The organism is Mucilaginibacter lacusdianchii, from assembly GCF_009770985.1.
Classification (GTDB): Bacteria; Bacteroidota; Bacteroidia; order Sphingobacteriales; family Sphingobacteriaceae; genus Mucilaginibacter; species Mucilaginibacter lacusdianchii.
In genome coordinates, this window is sequence record NZ_WSRW01000003.1 from 410190 (window position 1) to 428601 (window position 18412).

At 41.8% G+C, this 18412-nt stretch carries 11 protein-coding genes; 9 read left to right on the plus strand and 2 right to left on the minus strand.

All coding sequences use genetic code 11. The annotated features are described in order from the left end of the window. The first annotated feature begins 672 nt into the window (after window positions 1–672). On the plus strand, window positions 673–1152 hold the full coding sequence (locus tag GPM24_RS15180) for a PA2169 family four-helix-bundle protein (protein ID WP_233268873.1): 480 nt from the start codon (window positions 673–675) through the stop codon (window positions 1150–1152). 66 nt (window positions 1153–1218) lie between these two features. Here GPM24_RS15180 and GPM24_RS15185 read toward each other — a convergent pair whose 3' ends face one another. Then, entirely contained in the window at window positions 1219–1947 is a 729-nt protein-coding gene (locus tag GPM24_RS15185; RefSeq protein WP_158827691.1) for a GntR family transcriptional regulator, read from the minus strand. 247 nt (window positions 1948–2194) lie between these two features. On the opposite strand from GPM24_RS15185, the gene GPM24_RS15190 reads away from it, so the two are divergent. The 8 genes from GPM24_RS15190 to GPM24_RS15225 are packed head-to-tail and all read left to right on the plus strand — an operon-like array spanning window position 2195 to window position 16336. Beyond that, window positions 2195–4003 (plus strand): class I mannose-6-phosphate isomerase, encoded by a 1809-nt coding sequence (locus GPM24_RS15190; protein ID WP_158827693.1) that lies wholly within the window; start codon window positions 2195–2197, stop codon window positions 4001–4003. Window positions 4004–4008: 5 nt separating this feature from the next. After that, the gene (locus tag GPM24_RS15195; RefSeq protein ID WP_158827695.1) at window positions 4009–5424 is read left to right on the plus strand and encodes a sugar porter family MFS transporter; all 1416 of its coding nucleotides are present in this window, start codon (window positions 4009–4011) and stop codon (window positions 5422–5424) included. A 44-nt stretch (window positions 5425–5468) separates the two neighbouring features. After that, window positions 5469–8621 carry a SusC/RagA family TonB-linked outer membrane protein gene (locus tag GPM24_RS15200; protein ID WP_158827697.1) on the plus strand — a complete coding sequence of 1051 codons (3153 nt, stop codon included), beginning with the start codon at window positions 5469–5471 and terminating at the stop codon, window positions 8619–8621. Between the two features lie 27 nt (window positions 8622–8648). Next, window positions 8649–10280: a RagB/SusD family nutrient uptake outer membrane protein gene (locus GPM24_RS15205; RefSeq protein WP_158827700.1), complete on the plus strand. Its 1632-nt coding sequence runs from the start codon at window positions 8649–8651 to the stop codon at window positions 10278–10280. 18 nt (window positions 10281–10298) lie between these two features. After that, window positions 10299–11417, plus strand: a complete 1119-nt coding sequence (locus GPM24_RS15210; RefSeq protein WP_158827701.1) for a SusE domain-containing protein — start codon at window positions 10299–10301, stop codon at window positions 11415–11417. A gap of 57 nt (window positions 11418–11474) precedes the next feature. Then, window positions 11475–12689, plus strand: a complete 1215-nt coding sequence (locus GPM24_RS15215) for a glycoside hydrolase family 76 protein (RefSeq protein ID WP_158827702.1) — start codon at window positions 11475–11477, stop codon at window positions 12687–12689. Between the two features lie 39 nt (window positions 12690–12728). Further along, on the plus strand, window positions 12729–15095 hold the full coding sequence (locus GPM24_RS15220) for a GH92 family glycosyl hydrolase (protein ID WP_158827704.1): 2367 nt from the start codon (window positions 12729–12731) through the stop codon (window positions 15093–15095). 44 nt (window positions 15096–15139) lie between these two features. Continuing rightward, complete coding sequence (locus GPM24_RS15225; protein ID WP_158827706.1) at window positions 15140–16336, plus strand: glycoside hydrolase family 76 protein; 1197 nt, start codon at window positions 15140–15142, stop codon at window positions 16334–16336. A 202-nt stretch (window positions 16337–16538) separates the two neighbouring features. Here the strand turns inward: GPM24_RS15225 and GPM24_RS15230 are convergent, their stop codons facing one another. Further along, window positions 16539–18407 carry a RagB/SusD family nutrient uptake outer membrane protein gene (locus GPM24_RS15230; RefSeq protein WP_158827707.1) on the minus strand — a complete coding sequence of 623 codons (1869 nt, stop codon included), beginning with the start codon at window positions 18405–18407 and terminating at the stop codon, window positions 16539–16541. Window positions 18408–18412: the final 5 nt, after the last annotated feature.

Below are 18412 nucleotides of genomic sequence, written 5' to 3' on the forward strand. Positions count from 1 at the left end.
GTTGACGCAAAGGCTTTTACACAGCCATCAAACCAGTCAATAATGACAAATATGCCTGTACTGATATTGGTACAAATTTTAATCTTTTCTGTGATGTGCTGTTTCATTCAATAATACCCGATCAGGCTACAATAACGCCGGTTTACAGCGTTAAAGAATCTTTTAGCTGGACTGTTTAGCTACTAATTCCGACTTTTAAAACTTCACTCTAAAGTTACGGTATTAGAAAAGCGCATAATTATATATGTTATAGGTGAAGTTTCAAAGGTTTTGAGCTGAGTTTAGTGTAGATAGCATGTTTTGCACCCAGATGAAGTATAATTAACTATTTACAGTGGCGCCGAAATTCTGCTCCATTTACAACTGCTTTGTTAACGGCAACACAATGCATGCAGATGATCTAAAATATTCGTTCTACATAATTTCTATATGCATGCAGAGTGTGTAGCATCTCTTTTACCGCCACCTGATACTAAGTACCAGCTAACGTATAAGGTACATTAAAAGGCAATTAGCTAGAAGATGATATATGAAATGAGGGAGGAAAGGTAAAGGCCTATATTATTTTAGCTTAAAGTTGGTAGAGCTGGTAACAAAAGTTAACGGTTTCAAATGATTCTTAAAGGTTTCTTGGCCGACTTATTGCAAACAGGTAGTGAAACATTATATACTATGGAAAGCATTAAATCATCTTCATTGAAAAGCAAGCAGGAGGTCATTAACGATCTTAAGAAACTTTTAGCGTTAATTAACGACGGGAAAGAGGGTTACCAGTCTGCAGCAGAGTCAACTGATAATGAGCAATTAAAGGCCTTGTTTCTTAAATTTTCTGGTGAGCGAATTGTTTACGCATCAGAATTAAAAGACCATATTGCGCTGCATGGCGACGAAGCAGAGAACGAAAATGGTGGTGTATTGGGTGGTTTACACCGGGCTTGGTTAACCGTTAAGCAAGCGTTGATCAGTAAAGAGGATATCTCGATTTTGAATGCAATTATGACAGGGGAAAAAGCCGCCATAAATGGATATGATGCCTGTATCACCGATTTCGCAGATCATGCAGATCATATTACACTGTTAACGGAACAAAGAGACGGCATTAAGGCTGCGCTTGCTGAAATTGAAAGACAAGCGGTTCTTGCAAACCATTAACATAAAAGGGTTGCTTATTCCAACCCTTAATTCACATATAGCTGGCCGCAATCATTTTTTGATTGATTACCGTCGGCTTTCAACCGTATAAACAAAGCTATCGGCTTTATAATAGCCTAAGTTGTATTCAATAGGGCGTTCTCCTGGGTCAAATACAAAGCGCTTCCTGAAAAGTACGGGTTCACCGGTTTTTATATGTAACTTTTCGGCTATATGTTGCTCGGCCGCATGGGCACTAATTTCTTCTTTAGACAAAGTTGCAATTGTGGAATAATCATGTTCCAGCAACTCATATAATGGTCGTTTGAAATCCTCATCTCCAGTTAACCCAATTCTGGGATGAAAGTAGGATATAAAGTAAACAAAGGGGTCGTCTTTTTTACCGCGAACTCTTTCCAGCTTTAGAATTTTCTTATCTGCTGTAATCTCAAAAAAATCGGCAATTTGTTTGTCTGGAAAAATCCATGAAATATGAAGTTCAAAATTAGTAACGGTGATGCCACGCAATTTCATTTCTTGCGAAAAGCTTAGCCAATTGTTAGATTTTGAACTAACTGTCTCCTGATTGACTTTAGTACCTTTCCTTTTTTTGCGAATTAGCAAGCCTTCAAATACAAGTTTATTAATGGCTTGGCGTAACGTAGTGCGCGAAATAGCAAGCATTTTAGCTAACTCTACTTCATTAGGCAACAGTTTTCCATTCTGAAATTCTTCTTCGGTAATTAATTTCCGTAAAAGTTCTTCCGCCTGTATATGTAAAGGAACGGGGCTTTTATGATCGAGAGAATATTTCATAAGAAACAATTGCACTGCAATTATAACAAATTTAACGGGTGTTATAACAATTATACACACAGATGCGCTAGTTCATTTCAATTGATTGGGCATAAATAAATTTAACAAATGTTTGTAATGATATATTTTGTTTATATGTTTGTACATATAGTTATAAACCAACAATAGCACACATTTTATAGACATTGCTTTCCTTTAAATCGCTTGTCTGTGTGTTGCTAAATATGTATATACATTACAACAAAAAATGATTACTGATATCAACAATCGCGAGAAAACAGCTACACTGTATTCCGAAGTAAGGAAAACTTCACAATTCTTAATGCCTGCTCAGTTAGACAATTCTTGGAATACTGATGGTGCATACGATATATATCCAGTTGCCTCATTAGGATCAGGAAAGATATTTAACGGTTTTGAATCATTATCAAAATATATCATCGAGAATAAAACTGTTGTAATAGATGGTTATGCAGGAGTGTTTTGGGATAAGATTCAAGATAACCTACAGCTGTGCTTTGAAGAAAAGGGGTTAAGTGTAAATTGGATAAACACCGCCAACCTGTTGAAGCCCGCCGAGCAGATAGATGCGCTGGTAGCACCATTTTTAGGCGAACAAGCATCTGTATGGGGTACTAAAACTACGTTGACGTTAGCCGATTTGTTTACTGAGACTATCACTGCACAGTCTATAAACCGCAGTTGTGATATCAATATTATTATTGGTACAGGATCTACATTATCTGGCTGGGATGCTCCAGTTATTTATTTTGACATTCCCAAAAACGAAATACAGTTTAGGATGAGGGCCGGCAGTGCCACCAATTTAGGTGCTGATAGCTTAGCAGAACCTTTCCAGATGTACAAGCGGTTTTACTTTGTGGATTGGGTAATGCTCAACAATCACAAAAAAGCAGTTCTTGACCGTACAGCTGTAATAGCCGATGGCCAGTGGCCAGACACGGTTAATTGGATGTACAAAGCAGATTTTGCTGATGGATTAAACCAATTAAGCAAATCGGTACTGCGTGTGCGGCCTTGGTTTGAGCCGGGTGCCTGGGGTGGCCAGTGGATGAAAAAGCACATCAAAAACCTGAACACCGACGTGGTAAACTTAGCTTGGTCATTTGAGCTGATTGTACCTGAAAATGGCTTGGTGTTTGAAAGCGACGGAAACCTGCTGGAAGTGTCTTTTGACACAATCATGTTCAGCAACAATAAAAATGTTTTAGGTAAGCATGCTGAACGCTTTGGCGATGAATTTCCTATCCGTTTCGATTTTCTGGACACTGTTGAAGGCGGCAACCTGTCTATCCAATGCCATCCAAGACTAAAATATATACAGGAAAATTTTGGCGAAAATATCACGCAGGATGAAACTTACTATATACTGGATTGCGAGGATCAGGCAAGCGTTTACTTGGGTTTCCAAGACAGCATTAATCCGGCAGAGTTTAAAAACGCTTTAGAACAAAGTCAGGCTTCCAGCAAAGCCATAGATATTGAACAATATGTGCAAGTGCATGCCGCAAAAAAGCATGATCTGTTTTTGATTCCTAACGGCACAGTTCATAGTGCAGGCGCAGGTAACTTGGTACTAGAAATAAGTGCTACACCATACATCTTCACTTTCAAGATGTATGATTGGGTGCGGTTAGATTTGGACGGTAACCCACGCCCTATAAATATAGATCACGCATTCAATAATCTCGACTTTAACCGTAAAGGTGAGCAGGTACAGAAAGAACTGATTTCATTACCTCAAGTAATAGAAAGTGCCGAAGGTTATCAACTAGTACACCTGCCTACTCATGCCGACCATTTTTACGACGTACACCGCATTGAATTCGACAGTGAAGCAAGAGTGAATACAGATAATGTATGCCACGTACTGATGCTGGTGGAAGGAGAGGCAATTATGGTGCAAACGGCCGATGGCACCAAACATCGCTTTGCTTATGCCGAAACATTTGTAATACCGGCAGCCGCACAGTCTTATACCTTAACCAACCTTGGTAGCGCCCGTGCAAAGGTGATTAAAGCTTTTTTAAAATAATGGCGATGGCAAATTCAACTGTTCACAGCGAAGTTAAACAGAGCAGCATTTACCTGTATCTGGTTTGTCTTGTAGCCGCTCTTGGCGGATTCTTGTTCGGTTTTGATACGGCGGTTATCTCAGGTACCGTTAGCCTGGTCAAGCACGATTTTGACTTAAATGCAGTTAGCGAAGGTTGGTTTGTAAGCTGTGCCTTATTGGGCTGCATTGTTGGCGTTGCTTTTTCTGGAAAGCTAAGTGATAAATACGGACGTAAAATTGTGCTCATCCTGTCAGCTATACTGTTTTTAGCGTCGGCATTGGGCTGTATGTGGTCCAATTCATTCAATGTGCTAATTATTTTTCGGCTTATTGGTGGTTTAGGTATTGGTGTTGCCTCTATGGTGTCGCCATTATATATATCAGAATTTTCGCCGGCCCGGTACCGTGGTACTATGGTTTCGCTATATCAACTTGCTTTAACCATAGGCATTGTACTGGCATATTTTTCTAATGCTTGGTTAGCTAATCATGCTACTGATAATATTGGTACAGGTAGTTCTCATCTCATCTTATCTGCTCAGGTATGGCGCGCTATGCTGGGCTTAGGCGCTTTGCCTGCAGCTATATTTTTGGTATCATTATTTTTAGTGCCAGAATCGCCAAGGTGGTTATTGCTAAAAGGAGAGGAGCATAAGGCTAAACTTATTCTTACAAAGATAGATGGTGGATCAGCAGCTGCTCATGAAATTGATGCTTTTAAAGCACAAGCCGACAGCGATGATACTTCATTAAAGGAACTATTTAAACCGGTGTATCGAAAAGCCCTTTGGATTGGTTTACTATTACCATTCTTATCACAAGTATGTGGTATTAACGCCGTAATATACTATGGACCCCGAATTTTAGAACAGGCCGGTTTCACCCTAAATAACGCTTTGGGTGGTCAGGTAACTATCGGCTTAGTAAATGTTGTGTTTACCTTTGTGGCAATTTTTACCATAGACAAATGGGGACGCAAGCCGTTGCTTTTTGTTGGTGTGGGTGGGGCCGTAGCTTCGCTCATCATCATAGGTGCCTTGTTCATGTTGGGCGTTACCTCCGGCCCTTGGATATTGATATTTATTTTGGCATTCATAGCCTGCTTTGCGTTTTCATTTGGCCCGGTTTGTTGGGTAGTAGTGGGCGAAATATTTCCTAACGCCATTCGCGGCAGTGCTATGGCACTCGCAACGCTATCCTTATGGGTAGGCAACTTCTTGGTTGGCCAGCTTACGCCAGTGATGCTGGAAGGCCTTGGCTCATCATGGACATTTTGGCTGTTTGCTCTTTGCTGCTCGCCAGCGTTATGGATCACCTGGAAGCTTATCCCCGAAACCAAAGGCCGCTCATTAGAAGAAATAGAAAATCACTGGAAACAGACCTATCAAGATAGAACCTAGCAAAACTCTTGCCGATAAATCAAAACCAATTTAACCAATTAATTATGAGATTAAAACTATTACACAGATTCCAAAAGCTGGCTCGGTGTCACAGCAAATCGCTGCTCGCTTGCACGCTTTGCCTTGTTGCATCAAGCAGTATGGCTATGGCCGGTGGTGCTGCCACCAACGAGTATCAAAATAAAAGGGCGGTTGATGTTGCTATATCCGGCCGGGTACTTGATGATGCCGGTCAGCCGTTACCGGGTGTTAATGTGAGTATTCCGGGTACTACCATCGGTACAGTTACAGATGTAAATGGCCGGTACAAACTAAATGTTCCTGACGCTTACGCAAGCCGTAATTTGAGTTTTTCTTTTGTTGGCTTTGCCACTCAAAGTGTAGCAATTGCCGGCAAAACCGAAATAAATGTAAGCCTCAAAACAAATAACAGCAACCTTAGCGATGTGGTGGTTGTTGGCTACGGTACCCAAAAAAGAATAAATGTAACTGGTGCTGTAGGTACCATCAGCTCTAAAAATATTGAAAATAAGCCGGTGCTTAACACCTTTCAGGCGTTACAGGGCGAATCTCCCAATTTAATTATACAGCAAAATAATTTCAATCCGGGCAGTGATGTTACGGTTAACATCCGTGGTGTTGGAACCTTGGGTGATAATAACCCCCTTGTTGTAATTGATGGTATTGTTGGGGGCAATTTAAGTACGCTTAATCCTAATGATATTGCAAGCGTATCGGTGCTGAAAGATGCTGGCTCCGCTGCTATATATGGATCACGCGCTGCCAACGGTGTATTGTTGGTGACAACTAAAGGCGGAAAGTTCAATTCAAGATCTACAGTTAATTATAGCGGTAGTTTTGGTTTGCAAGACGCAAGGGTACTGGTACACAAAGTGGACGCGTGGGACAACGCTTATTATAAGAACCAGTCGTTAATTAATTCTGGCTTACCGCCTGCTTATACGCCTGATCAAATTCAAGCTATAAAAGATGCTGGTAATGGTACTTGGGATATTGAGCATTTACTGAAAAAAGCGCCATTGCAATCACATAACGTAAGCTTTACGGGCGGTGGTGAAAAGAGTTCTTATTACGTATCTGCAGGTTATCAAAACCAAGGTAGTAACTTGATTGGCAACGGTGGATCGGGAGCAGATTTTGGGTATCAAAAATACAACTTAAGGGTTAACCAAACTTCTATTGTCGGTAAGCTTAGAGCAAACATCATCTTAAATTATACTAAAACACGCAATAAAACCAATAGTGTTGGCGACAACAACATCTTTGCTGATGCGAACCGTGTACCTTATAATTACAGTTGGAAGGATGCTGACGGAAATTACCTAACCAACCCAGTTGCATCACAATACAACGAATATGGTGTGCTTGAAAAAGGTGGTTTTAATCAGGCAGATAACGATGAAATCTTCGGTGCGTTCAACGGTCAGTTAAGTATTACCAAAGACTTAAAATTAACAGGTGAGTTTGGTGGTACCTTGCAAAATAACGGTACATTCTTTAGGCGTACACAGGTAAACTACTTGCCGGCCGGTGTGTATGGTAATGACCTGTCGGTGTTAGACGGTAATAGCAAATCTTCCTTGTTCAATACCAAACTTTATGCTGAATATGGAAAAAAGATAACCGATCACACTTTTAAAGTTCAATTAGGTGTATCAAGCGAAAACTATAGTCAGCGCGGTTTTCAGTTCCAAAATACTTTCACTGATCCCTATTTGGGAACGCCAACTACAGGTACTATTGCAGATACACAGAACTCTAATAACAGTATAGGTATTAATAGCAATAGTTTACTTTCCGTATTTGGCCGCGTAAACTACTCTTATAAAGACAAATATCTTTTCGAGGCCTTGTTCCGCGATGATGCTTCATCAAAGTTTGCAGCGGGAAATCGCGCCAGTTTCTTCCCATCGGTTAGCGCAGGCTGGATTGTAACCCAGGAGTCGTTTATGGAACCTGTAAGAAATACATTGAGCACTTTTAAATTAAGAGCTTCATACGGTATTGTCGGAAATCAGAATGTTAACAATTTCCAATATCAAACCCTATATTTTAATTACCCTAACGCTTACGGTTTTGATAAAAATGTTGTTGGTGGTGCAGGTACAAATATCGCCAACCGCGACATACGGTGGGAAAAATCAGCTAAATTAAACATCGGTTTTGATGCTGGCATATTTGACGATAAATTAACGGCTACTTTTGATTATTTCAGAGAAACCAGAAGCGATATACTAGCTCCAAGGGCTGATGTGCCTTATATTTATGGCGCAGGTACTCCCGATTACAATGTGGCAAAAGTTAGAAATACTGGTTGGGAAGCCGCATTAACTTACAACTTAAGAAGTAAAAATGTTACCCAAAGCTTTAGTGTAAACATAGCTGATAACAAGAACACGCTGCTTAAATTAACCGGTTCCGCTACAGAGTTCATCCAGCCGCAGGATGTGTTCCAGTTAATCAGAAGAGTAGGTGACCCTATTACCCAGTACTATGGATACCAAACAAACGGTTTTTTCCAAAATCAGCAAGATATAGACAACTCACCTAAAATTGCAGGAAATAACGTTCAGCCGGGTGATGTGAAATTTAAAGACCGTAATGGTGATGGTGTTATTGATGAGAAAGACAAAACGGTTTTAGGTAACCCATTTCCACGTTATACTTTCGGTTTTACATACCGGATAGCTTATAAAGGATTTGACATGTCTTTATTCATCCAGGGTGTAGGTAAGCGCGATGCCTTTTTACGTGGCGAGCTTGTTGAGCCGTTCCATTATGGTTATGGTGCTACCATTTACGAACACCAAACAGATATCTGGTCGCCAACCAACCCCGATGCCCGTTACCCAATTCTGGCTAACATCGGATCGCCGTCAAACACTAACAACTGGCGCACAGGGTCTGACCTTTACAAGTATAACGCCGCTTACGTACGCTTAAAAAATGTAAACATTGGCTACACATTTAGTAAAGGCGTTACACAAAAGCTGGGTATCCAAAGGTTGAGAATATCATTAATCGGCCAAAATTTGGCCACTTTAAGCAAGCTTAAATTCATTGACCCAGAAACCTCAGAGTTTAATAACAGGGTTGATATTTATTCCTCATCAAACAGTGCGAGGCAATATCCGCTGCCGGTGTTTTACGGCGCAGGGCTCGATGTAACATTTTAACAGATCATCTTTAAAACATACAGAAAAATGAAATTTTTTAAAAAGCTTTTAATCGTATCTGTTGCGGTTGTAGCGGTATCAGGTTGTAAAAAACTTGATATTGCGCCAACAGATCAATTTTCTGACCTAACCTTTTGGCAGATTGACGTAAACGTTTACAATGCGCTTAACAACAACTATAGTTTAATGTACAACAGCGGCCTCTACTTTGACGCTGAGGCATTATCTGATAACGCCTATTCACCGTCTGGCGATTTGAACGTGATTGCAAGTGGCGGTGCAACAACACAAACTGCGAAATTTGAAGGTGACTGGAGAAGTTACTACTCGGCTATCAAGTCATGTAATATCTTTTTGGCCAACATCAACAGAAATACTACGCTGCCGGCTGCAACCATAGCGAGGTTGACTGCCGAAACCCGTTTTATGCGCGCTTTTGAACATTTTAACCTGGCTAAGTGGTATGGCGATGTACCCATTGTTGACCATGATGCCACACCTGAGGAAGCACAAACTATTAGCCGTTCGCCAAGAGCAAATGTGTACAAATTTGTGATTGATGAACTAGAGGCTGCTGCCGCTGCATTGCCATCAAGAGATGCTATTCCGGCATCAGAAAACGGCCGTATTACAAAAGGGGCTGCGCTTGCTTTAGAGGCAAGGGTGCTGTTGTATCAGGGCGACCGCATGGCTGATGTAGTACGTATCTGTGAAAGATTGATGAACGAACAAGGTGCTAACGGAAGTTATAGCCTGGAAAGCAGTTACAGTGCTTTGTTCAGTGATCCGGACGTGAACAGGAACACAAAAGAAAGCATCCTTTCATTGCAATACGTTCCATCTAGACGTACCTGGAACAATTTCTGGGATTTTGCTCCACGCACCGTTGGTGGCCGGGTAAGCAGCATGGCACCTACTCAGGAATTAGTTGATGATTACATTATGCTGAATGGAAAAGGAGTTAAAGAGGGCGGATCTGGTTACAACGAGTCAAATCCTTATGTAAATCGCGACCCCCGTTTAACCGCTACTGTGGTATACGACCGTTATACTTGGGTTAACGCCGACAGAACAACGAAAACTATCTATATCAGGCCTGGTAGCGATCCTGTGCAACCTGGACTAGATGAATACAGCGCTGGTTCACAAGCGGCATCAGCTACCGGTTATTACTGGAGAAAATATTATGATCCAAGCGCACTGCCCAATTTTGTATCAGGTAATAACCTGCACTTGATCAGATACGCCGAAGTATTGCTGGATTATGCAGAAGCCAAACAAAGCCTTGGTCAAATGGATGCAAGCGTTTGGAACAAAACAATTGGTGCTTTGCGTGCCCGTGCGGGTTTTACAGACGCAGGTGCATTAAATTATCCTGCTGGAGCCGATTTAACCAACATTATTCGCCGTGAGAGAAGAGTTGAACTAGCTATGGAAGGTTTGCGTGTTGATGATATCAGAAGATGGAAAATTGCTGAGACGGTAATGAACGGCTACGCACATGGTGCTAAGTTTTCATCAGATGTAAATACCGATAACGGGTACATCAGGGCACAGTTCAGAAAATTCAATCCATCAAGGGATTATCTGTGGGCTATACCTGCACATGATGTTAACTTGAACAGCAATTTAGGTCAAAATCCGGGCTATACCAATTAAACCAATAAAACCAAAATTATGAATAAGATTATAAAGCTGGCAGGTTGCATGCTGCTGGCATTGATTATGATTAGTTCCTGTAAAAAGGATGATAGACCTTTAGATTTAAATCTGAATCCGGTAGGTACTTTGGCAACACCAAATGACAATGCTGATGTAAAGCTTGATCCTACAAGCTCGGCAACAGTACTATTTAAATGGGAACCGGCAACTACTGAAGATGGTGGAGCCATATTGTACGAGGTTGCTTTCGACAAAGCAAGTGGCGATTTTTCCAAACCTGTTTATAAAATAGTGTCTGATGGTGCAGGTGTGAAACCGCAGCTGAGCATCAGCCATAAAGACCTGAATAAAATTGCTAACGCAGCAGGTATTTCATCATCAAGTACAGGAAAGCTTAAATGGACCGTTATTGCGTCAAAAGCTACTAACGCAAAACTTGCATCTGTATCACGTACATTGCAATTGGAGCGTCCGGCTGGTTTTGCCGAAAGCCCAACCGAACTATATATTACCGGTTCGGCAACAGAAGGCGGCGCAGATCTTAGCAAAGCTGTGAAATTTAAAAAGAATGAAGAAGGTGTATTTGAATTATACACGTCTCTTAAAGCGGGCGATTATATTATCACCGATAAAAATACAGCCGGCGGAAAAACTTACTACATAGATAACGGCATCCTTAAAGAAGGAAACACACCGGTAAGTGTAAGTGGCACGCAAAAAGTTTATCGTTTAAATTTTGATTTTTCATCTGCTACGTCTAAAGTTACGGAAATCCAGTCTATCGGCTTGTTCATGTCAGCTTATAATAGCGAAATTGGCACGTTAAATTATACAGGAAACGGCAAGTTCGAAGCGGCCAATGTTGCGGTTGAATTCTATCAGTTTTCGTGGGGTAGGGATGAACGATATAAGTTTGTTGTTCATACGGCTGCGGGTAACGAATACATGGGTAGCGTAAACCCAAACAATGATGCACCTGCAGGTAAACCGGCATCTTATTTTTATCTGGTACCTGTTACCAATTCGCAGTGGGATAATACCTACAAGTTTGATCCATCTGCAGACAAAAAGCATGTAAAGGCTGAAGTAATGCTGCAGCCTGATGCTTACACACACAAGATTACCGTTTTATAAGCCAATAATAATATCAGCCCCCTCCGTTGAACGGAGGGGGCTTTTAAACCTAGAGTGATGAAGAACGTTTTATTAGGGTTGATGACAGCTGCAACAATACTTACGGTATCATGCAGTAAAGACAAAAATATCGAACAGGGCGGTGGTACTAAACCACCGGTAACACAGCCGCCTGTAGCCACAAAAAGTTACCTGGAACTGGCCAAAGAAACCCGCAGCTTTTCAACAAACAATTTGCTTACTCCCAGTTTTGGCTACCGAGCCAATACCACAACCCGTGCTAATGAATGCCATGAATGGTATAATGTTAGCCAAATATATGCCGATGCTGCTTTAATAGCAGCAGGAGATGCATCGGCATTACCATACATGAATAATACTTTTAAATTCATGGAAAACTTTTGGGATAAAGCAGATGCACGGGGTGGTTACTTTGCAATTGTAAACCTAAACGGCGCAGGTGCTGCCGGCGATAAATTTGTTGACGATAACAGCTTGACCGGAATGGTTTACCTGGAAGCTTATGAAATTACTACTGGCGCAGATAAAGCCGCTTACTTAGCTAAAGCCCGGGCTTGTGCCGATTGGCTCATCAACAGCGGTTTGTGGGATAATACTTACAACGGTGGCTTTTGGTGGAGTACATCGAAACCTGACAAGCCTACACAGTCGAACGGCTTAGCGATGCAGCTTTTTTCAAAGCTATATACCGTTACAGGTGAGCAGGTTTATCGCGACTGGGCCGTTAAGGTAAACAACTGGTTGCGTAACAATATGTACGACTCGGCGAGCGGCTTATATATCTGGAAAGTTGATGGAACCGGTGCCGGAACCAAGCATTATGAAAAATTTACCTATGATAACGCTATAATGCTGGAAGCTGATATATTATTTGGCAAAGCCACCAATGATGCCTCATATTTAGCTAATGCACAATCAATTGGTAACGCTATGAATGCTGTTTTGTGGAATTCGCAGTACAAAGGCTATATCTTCAATACCGACCCAACGCAAACACGTGTAAATCCGGCTTGGTGTGGTTGGGGAACACAGGGTATGATTCGGTTGTATGAGCAGGATAAGGATGAAAAATGGCTAACCTACGCACGTAATAATATTGATGCGCTTAACAAAGCTGCAAGAAATGCCGATACACATGCGTATTATTACTTCTCGGGATTTGCAGGCAACAACCGCTCGCCCGAGATAGAAGGTGTTGACCAAGCCTGGATGCAAAGAATACAGGCTATGGTAGCAAAATATGACAAGTAACTAGGTGATGGTTTAGGCCATTAATGTTAATATATCTACATGAAAATTAAAATGATTTCTGCTGCGGCGTTATTGTCAGTATTAATGGCAAGTTGCAGCGTTAAACGAGAAAGTGTTTTTAAATACGTTGATCCCAATATTGGTACCGCACACAGCCGCTGGTTTTTTTACACGCCTGCTGCAGTGCCTTACGGCATGGCTAAACTGGCACCATCAACTAATGGACATTATGGCAACCCATCCGGATGGGAAGCTGTTGGGTACGATACCCGTCAAAATTCTATTGAAGGCTTTGTGCATTTCCATGAGTGGCAGGTTGGCGGCGTAAGTTATATGCCAACAACAGGCACATTGAAAACCAAGCCCGGCGATTTAGAAGACACCCAATCAGGTTACCGCTCAAAATTTGACCGGAAAAACCAAGTGGCCGAACCGGGATACTATAAAGTATTGCTTGACGATTACCAGATCACAGCCGAACTCACCGCTACTAAAAGGGTGGGCTTTCAACGCTATACTTTCCCACAAAATAACCAGTCGCACATCATACTGGATATTGGTAACAAGCAGGGCGAAAGTGATATTGTTACTGATGCAAGCATTAAAATGCTGGACGATACCCACTTTGAAGGCTTTGTAAGTACTTATCCTAAATATGTAAAAATTTACGATCCGGCAGGCAAGGTAGCCATGTACTTTTATGGTGAAATTAGTAAGAAACCAGCAAGTGTAACCGCATTTACCGCGAACAAAGTAGAAAGTAATACCAACACTGCGTCAGGTAAAGGTGCCGGGCTGGTTCTGAATTACCAGACCAGCGAAAACGAAACTATTGAAGTTAAAACTGGCTTGTCTTATACCTCAAACGCTAATGCTAAGCAGAATTTTATTGCCGAAGCCAATGGTCTGTCATTTGCGAAAGCAAAAGAACAGGCACAAAAAACATGGCAGCAGGAATTAGGTAAAATAGCAGTACAAGACACCAACACGCAAAATAAAACCAAATTCTATACTGGGTTATTCCACGCCCTGCTGGGCAGGGGTATAGCTAGTGATGTTAACGGAAACTATCCCAAACATGCCGGCCAAACCGGGCAGCTACCGGTACAAGCAAATCAACAGCTTAAAGCAGAATTTATTAACACCGATGCCATATGGGGAGGTTACTGGAACCTTACACAGTTATGGTCACTTTCTTATCCGAAATGGTACGGTAGCTTTGTAAACACCCAGCTTCAGCTTTATAAAGATAGGGGCTGGTTTGGAGATGGTATCGCCAACAGCGAATATATATCTGGCGTGGGTACCAATTTTGTAGGACTCGCTGTGGCAGGTGCCTATAACGTAGGCATTCGTAACTACGATGTAAATCTTGCTTACGAGGCTGTTAAAGCTAATGATCTAAACTACAAAAACCGCCCGGTAGGAGCGGGCAAGATGGATACCAAAGCATTTATACACTACGGCTATGTACCATACTTTGATCAAACCGGACGTGATTTTGCCACGGACTCAACGGGATCAAATTTTGCCGGTTCACATACGCTCGAGTATAGCTACAGTGCATTTGCCACCGCGCAAATGGCCAAGGCTATGGGTAAAAACGAAGACTACAACAGGCTGATTAAATTATCAAACGGCTGGCGGTATATATTCAACCCACAGAGTAAGTTGATACAACCCAAACGCGCAAACGGGCAGTTTATTGAAAAGTTTGATCCTTATCAGCCTTGGAGAGGATTTCAGGAAGGAAACGCGGTACAATATACTTTTTTTGTGCCACAAAACCCGGCTGGTTTAATAGATGCTATTGGAAAAGACAATTTTAATAAGCGCTTGGACAGTATTTTTACCGTATCAGAAAAGCTTGGCTTTGGTGGTGGTAAAACCATCGATGCTTTTGCTGGCATTAATTCTATTTACAACCATGGCAATCAGCCTAACTTACATATCAGCTGGTTGTTTAATTTCTCAGGTAAGCCGTGGTTAACTCAAAAGTGGACAAGACGCATAGGCGAGGAGTTTTATGGTACGGAACCAATACATGGTTACGGTTATGGACAAGACGAAGACCAAGGGCAGCTCGGATCATGGTATGTGATCAATGCTTTAGGTCTGTTTGATGTGAAAGGGTTTACCGATTTGCGTCCTATCATAGAACTGGGCAGCCCGCTTTTTGACAAAACCACTATCGCATTAGGTAATGGTCAACAACTCATTATTCAAACTCAAAATAATTCAAAAGATAATGTTTATATACAGTCAGCTGAATTTAATGGTAGGCCGTTAAACAACAGTTGGCTTTACCGCGATGAGCTGATGAAGGGTGGTAAATTAACCTTTGTTATGGGCAGTAAGCCTAATACAAACTGGGGCGTGAACACACCGCCGCCATCAGTGCAATAAGCAGCTGAGGTATAAATACTTGCACATTTTCAGAATTTATTTTAATGAATTTAACTAGTAAATTTAAAGGTGCAGCCGCGTTACTCGCTTTCTGTGTGCTACCCGGCTTTTCTTCTGCACAAAAAAGCTTAGCAGCAGAATATAAAGCAAGAGCTGAAACTGTTTACAGGAATGTTTGGACACGTTACCGGGTACCATCTCAAAGGGCACTTTTTTCAGAAAACTATCCGTCAAACAAAAAGGATACGCTTAACTATTTCCAGGGCGAAGCAGTAAAGGAGAAAGAGGTTAGTTTTTTATGGCCATTTTCAGGCGTTTCTTCGGCAACTAACGTGCTGATGAAAATACCAGTGCTGAAAGCCAGATATAAGCCTTATCAGGACAGTTTGGCAATGGGAATTGAGCAATATCGGGATACTGTTCGCATGCCAACAGGCTACCAGGCTTATCCGGTTAAATTTGAAAAGGCTGATAGGTATTACGATGATAACGGCTTGGTGGGTATCGATTATATGGAATCTTACTTTAACACTAAAAACCCGCTGTATTTGCAGCGGGCTAAACAGGTGTTTAAGTTTATTTTAAGCGGATGGAATAATGACGCAGGAGGTGGCGTAACCTGGCTGGAAGGACATAATGACCAAAAACCGGCATGCAGCAATGGCATGGCTACGTTAACAGCGTTGAAAATATATCAGGGTTGTAAAGAGAAGTATTACCTGGAGCAGGGTAAAAAGTTTTACAACTGGATGTACGATACCCTGCGCGACAGCACGACAGGTATCATTACCAACGATGTTAAAATTGATGGCAAGCAGAACCGGACGTTTTGGACTTATAACACCGGTTCGGTGATTGAAGCTGCCGTAATGCTTTATCAATTTACCGGCGAAAAGCAATACCTGGAGCAAGCCAAGCAGTTAGCCGCCGACAGTTACAAATATTACAGCGGTGTGCCGCATGATAAGAATCTGATTTTACATATCGACCTGCCTTGGTTTGTTACGGTGCTGTTTAGAGGTTATGAAGCCTTATATAAGGTAGATCATAATGACAAGTACGTAGCCGCCGTTGAACATGACCTAAATTATGCCTGGCAAAACACCCGCGACCAGTATGGCTTTACAACCCACAGCTGGACGCCCAAACAGGATGAAATTAAGAAGCCTAAATGGCTGTTGGATGAGGCTTGTATAGCTGAGTTATATGCCCGGCTAAGTATATTAAAAGGAGAGAAATAAAGAAGCTTTTCGCAATCTTTCGACGATAATAATAATCAACCTTAGCTTATTTTAATTGAATAAGGCTATGGAGTTTGTTGAAAGCAAAGTAAAAATAATACAATACAGAAGAGAACTTTATCTAAAAGTTCTCTTCTGTATTTAATAAGGTTCCATTCTTACGCCTGTTGTTGGTGCAAACTTTGAATGTTACACTGAATTGTTACCAACCGTAATTTTGTACAAGGGCAGGGTCTATATTAAGTTCTGTTTGTGGTATAGGCATCAGGTAGTGTCTATCTAAAAATACCCTTGTTTGATCTACAACAACTTTATAAAATACTGCTACTCCCGCAGCTTCGCTATTAGGATCTAAGCCTGTAGCATTTAGCTCGGCAGGGGCCGGCCTGGCATTTAATCCGTGCATATTGCCATTGTCAACATTTTTGGCAATCAGCCAGCGGCGCACATCCCAAAAGCGTTGGTTCTCAAATGCAAATTCAACACGTCTTTCGTTTTGTATCCTTTTCCGCATTCCCTCTTTGCTATTGTCGCTAGAGATGATGGGAAGTCCAGGCATAGAAACGCGGCTTCTGATTCTGTTTACAGCGTCAAAAACTTCGTTGTTAGGCGCCGGCAAAAATTCATTCATGGCTTCAGCATAAATCAAGTACATTTCGGCTAAACGTATAATCGGAAAGTTTCTGTTGGCATTACCGCCGCCTTTTAGATTAACTTGCGGATCAGCCCATTTACGCCAGTTATAGCCTGTTTCGCAATTAGTTCCGGGTTTTGGCCAGCCGTCGCAAGCTCCACCATTATTTCCAAACCAGGCAAATCTTAGCGGCCGGGCGTTATTGGCGTAATTCCAAACGCCGTATTGAAAGAAAATGGTTGCATAAAACCGTGGATCGCGGTTTTTGTACATATTCGAAACGTTAGACACAGGCGTGTTTCTTACACCATCCCATAATGTGCCGTTCCAAAAGCCGGTTTCCTGGTACCCTGATTGCGGGTCACTAATCGGACGGCCATTGTTCATTTCATACGAGTCAACCAGTTCCTGGAAAACGCTCATTTTGCCGTTACCGTTCACCGCGTTTGCATCTCGGCCATTAGGCATATAGTTACCTTCAAAATCACGGTTGCCGCCCATAACCAACGGTAGAATTATTTCGTCAGAATTTCTGGTGAAAAATAATTGTGCGTAATTATCAACCGGATTGCTTGGATTTGGACTAGATAGCGTGTAGGCATTCAAATCTATCACTGCTTTGGCAGCATTTGCAGCCAACTGCCACTTGTTGTTATCATACGTTTGCGGAAACAATTGCTTACCATCAGCATTTCTAATACCGGCATACATGGTATTGCCATTAAACAAAGGGCTAGCAGCATAAAGTAGGGTACGTGCCTTAAGGGCCAGCGCAGCGCCTTTAGTAATACGTCCGTAATCGCTTGAGCCACTGGGGTAAGATATGGGTAAACTTGTTGCTATGTCATCACACTCCGATGTAATGAAACCTACCACTTCGTCTATAGAGTTTCTTACAGCATTGGTGGCCGCAGGATCGGTGGTGGCTAATGCAGTATTAATTAAAGGTACAGCACCGTACCGTCTGAACAGTTCAAAGTACTGGTTTGCCCGCAAAAATCTGGCCTCTGCTTTATATTGTGGAATGCGGGGCTGATAATAATCGAGCCGCGAGGCCGGAAGGGGTGTCTTGTCTATATTCGCTAAAAATATATTTGCCGAACGGATGTATTGGTAAGCACGTCCCCACATGTCCAACGAATTACTGGTTGCATTCCAAGCGCCGGAGTTAAAAGGTAATTCAGGTACGTTTTCCCAATGATTTTTACATTCATCTGTACAAGCGCCCAGTATAGTTCCACCACCACGCACAAACTGCACATCATTATTATTTAAAGAAGCATATAAGTGAGACCAGGCACCTTCAGCATTTTGAATATTATTAAATACCGCTTCTTGGGTAACCAGTTCGGTGGGTACAACGTTTAGATATTTTTTGCAGGAAGCTGCCAGCAAGCTAACAGCTAATATGAGGTATAATATTTTAGTCTTTTTCATATCAG

Coding starts and splice junctions, on each gene's coding strand:
- GPM24_RS15180 (WP_233268873.1), top strand. CDS start 673: ATGGAAAGCATTAAATCATCTTCATTGAAAAGCAAGCAGGAGGTCATT.
- GPM24_RS15185 (WP_158827691.1), bottom strand. CDS start 1,947: ATGAAATATTCTCTCGATCATAAAAGCCCCGTTCCTTTACATATACAG.
- GPM24_RS15190 (WP_158827693.1), top strand. CDS start 2,195: ATGATTACTGATATCAACAATCGCGAGAAAACAGCTACACTGTATTCC.
- GPM24_RS15195 (WP_158827695.1), top strand. CDS start 4,009: ATGGCAAATTCAACTGTTCACAGCGAAGTTAAACAGAGCAGCATTTAC.
- GPM24_RS15200 (WP_158827697.1), top strand. CDS start 5,469: ATGAGATTAAAACTATTACACAGATTCCAAAAGCTGGCTCGGTGTCAC.
- GPM24_RS15205 (WP_158827700.1), top strand. CDS start 8,649: ATGAAATTTTTTAAAAAGCTTTTAATCGTATCTGTTGCGGTTGTAGCG.
- GPM24_RS15210 (WP_158827701.1), top strand. CDS start 10,299: ATGAATAAGATTATAAAGCTGGCAGGTTGCATGCTGCTGGCATTGATT.
- GPM24_RS15215 (WP_158827702.1), top strand. CDS start 11,475: ATGAAGAACGTTTTATTAGGGTTGATGACAGCTGCAACAATACTTACG.
- GPM24_RS15220 (WP_158827704.1), top strand. CDS start 12,729: ATGAAAATTAAAATGATTTCTGCTGCGGCGTTATTGTCAGTATTAATG.
- GPM24_RS15225 (WP_158827706.1), top strand. CDS start 15,140: ATGAATTTAACTAGTAAATTTAAAGGTGCAGCCGCGTTACTCGCTTTC.
- GPM24_RS15230 (WP_158827707.1), bottom strand. CDS start 18,407: ATGAAAAAGACTAAAATATTATACCTCATATTAGCTGTTAGCTTGCTG.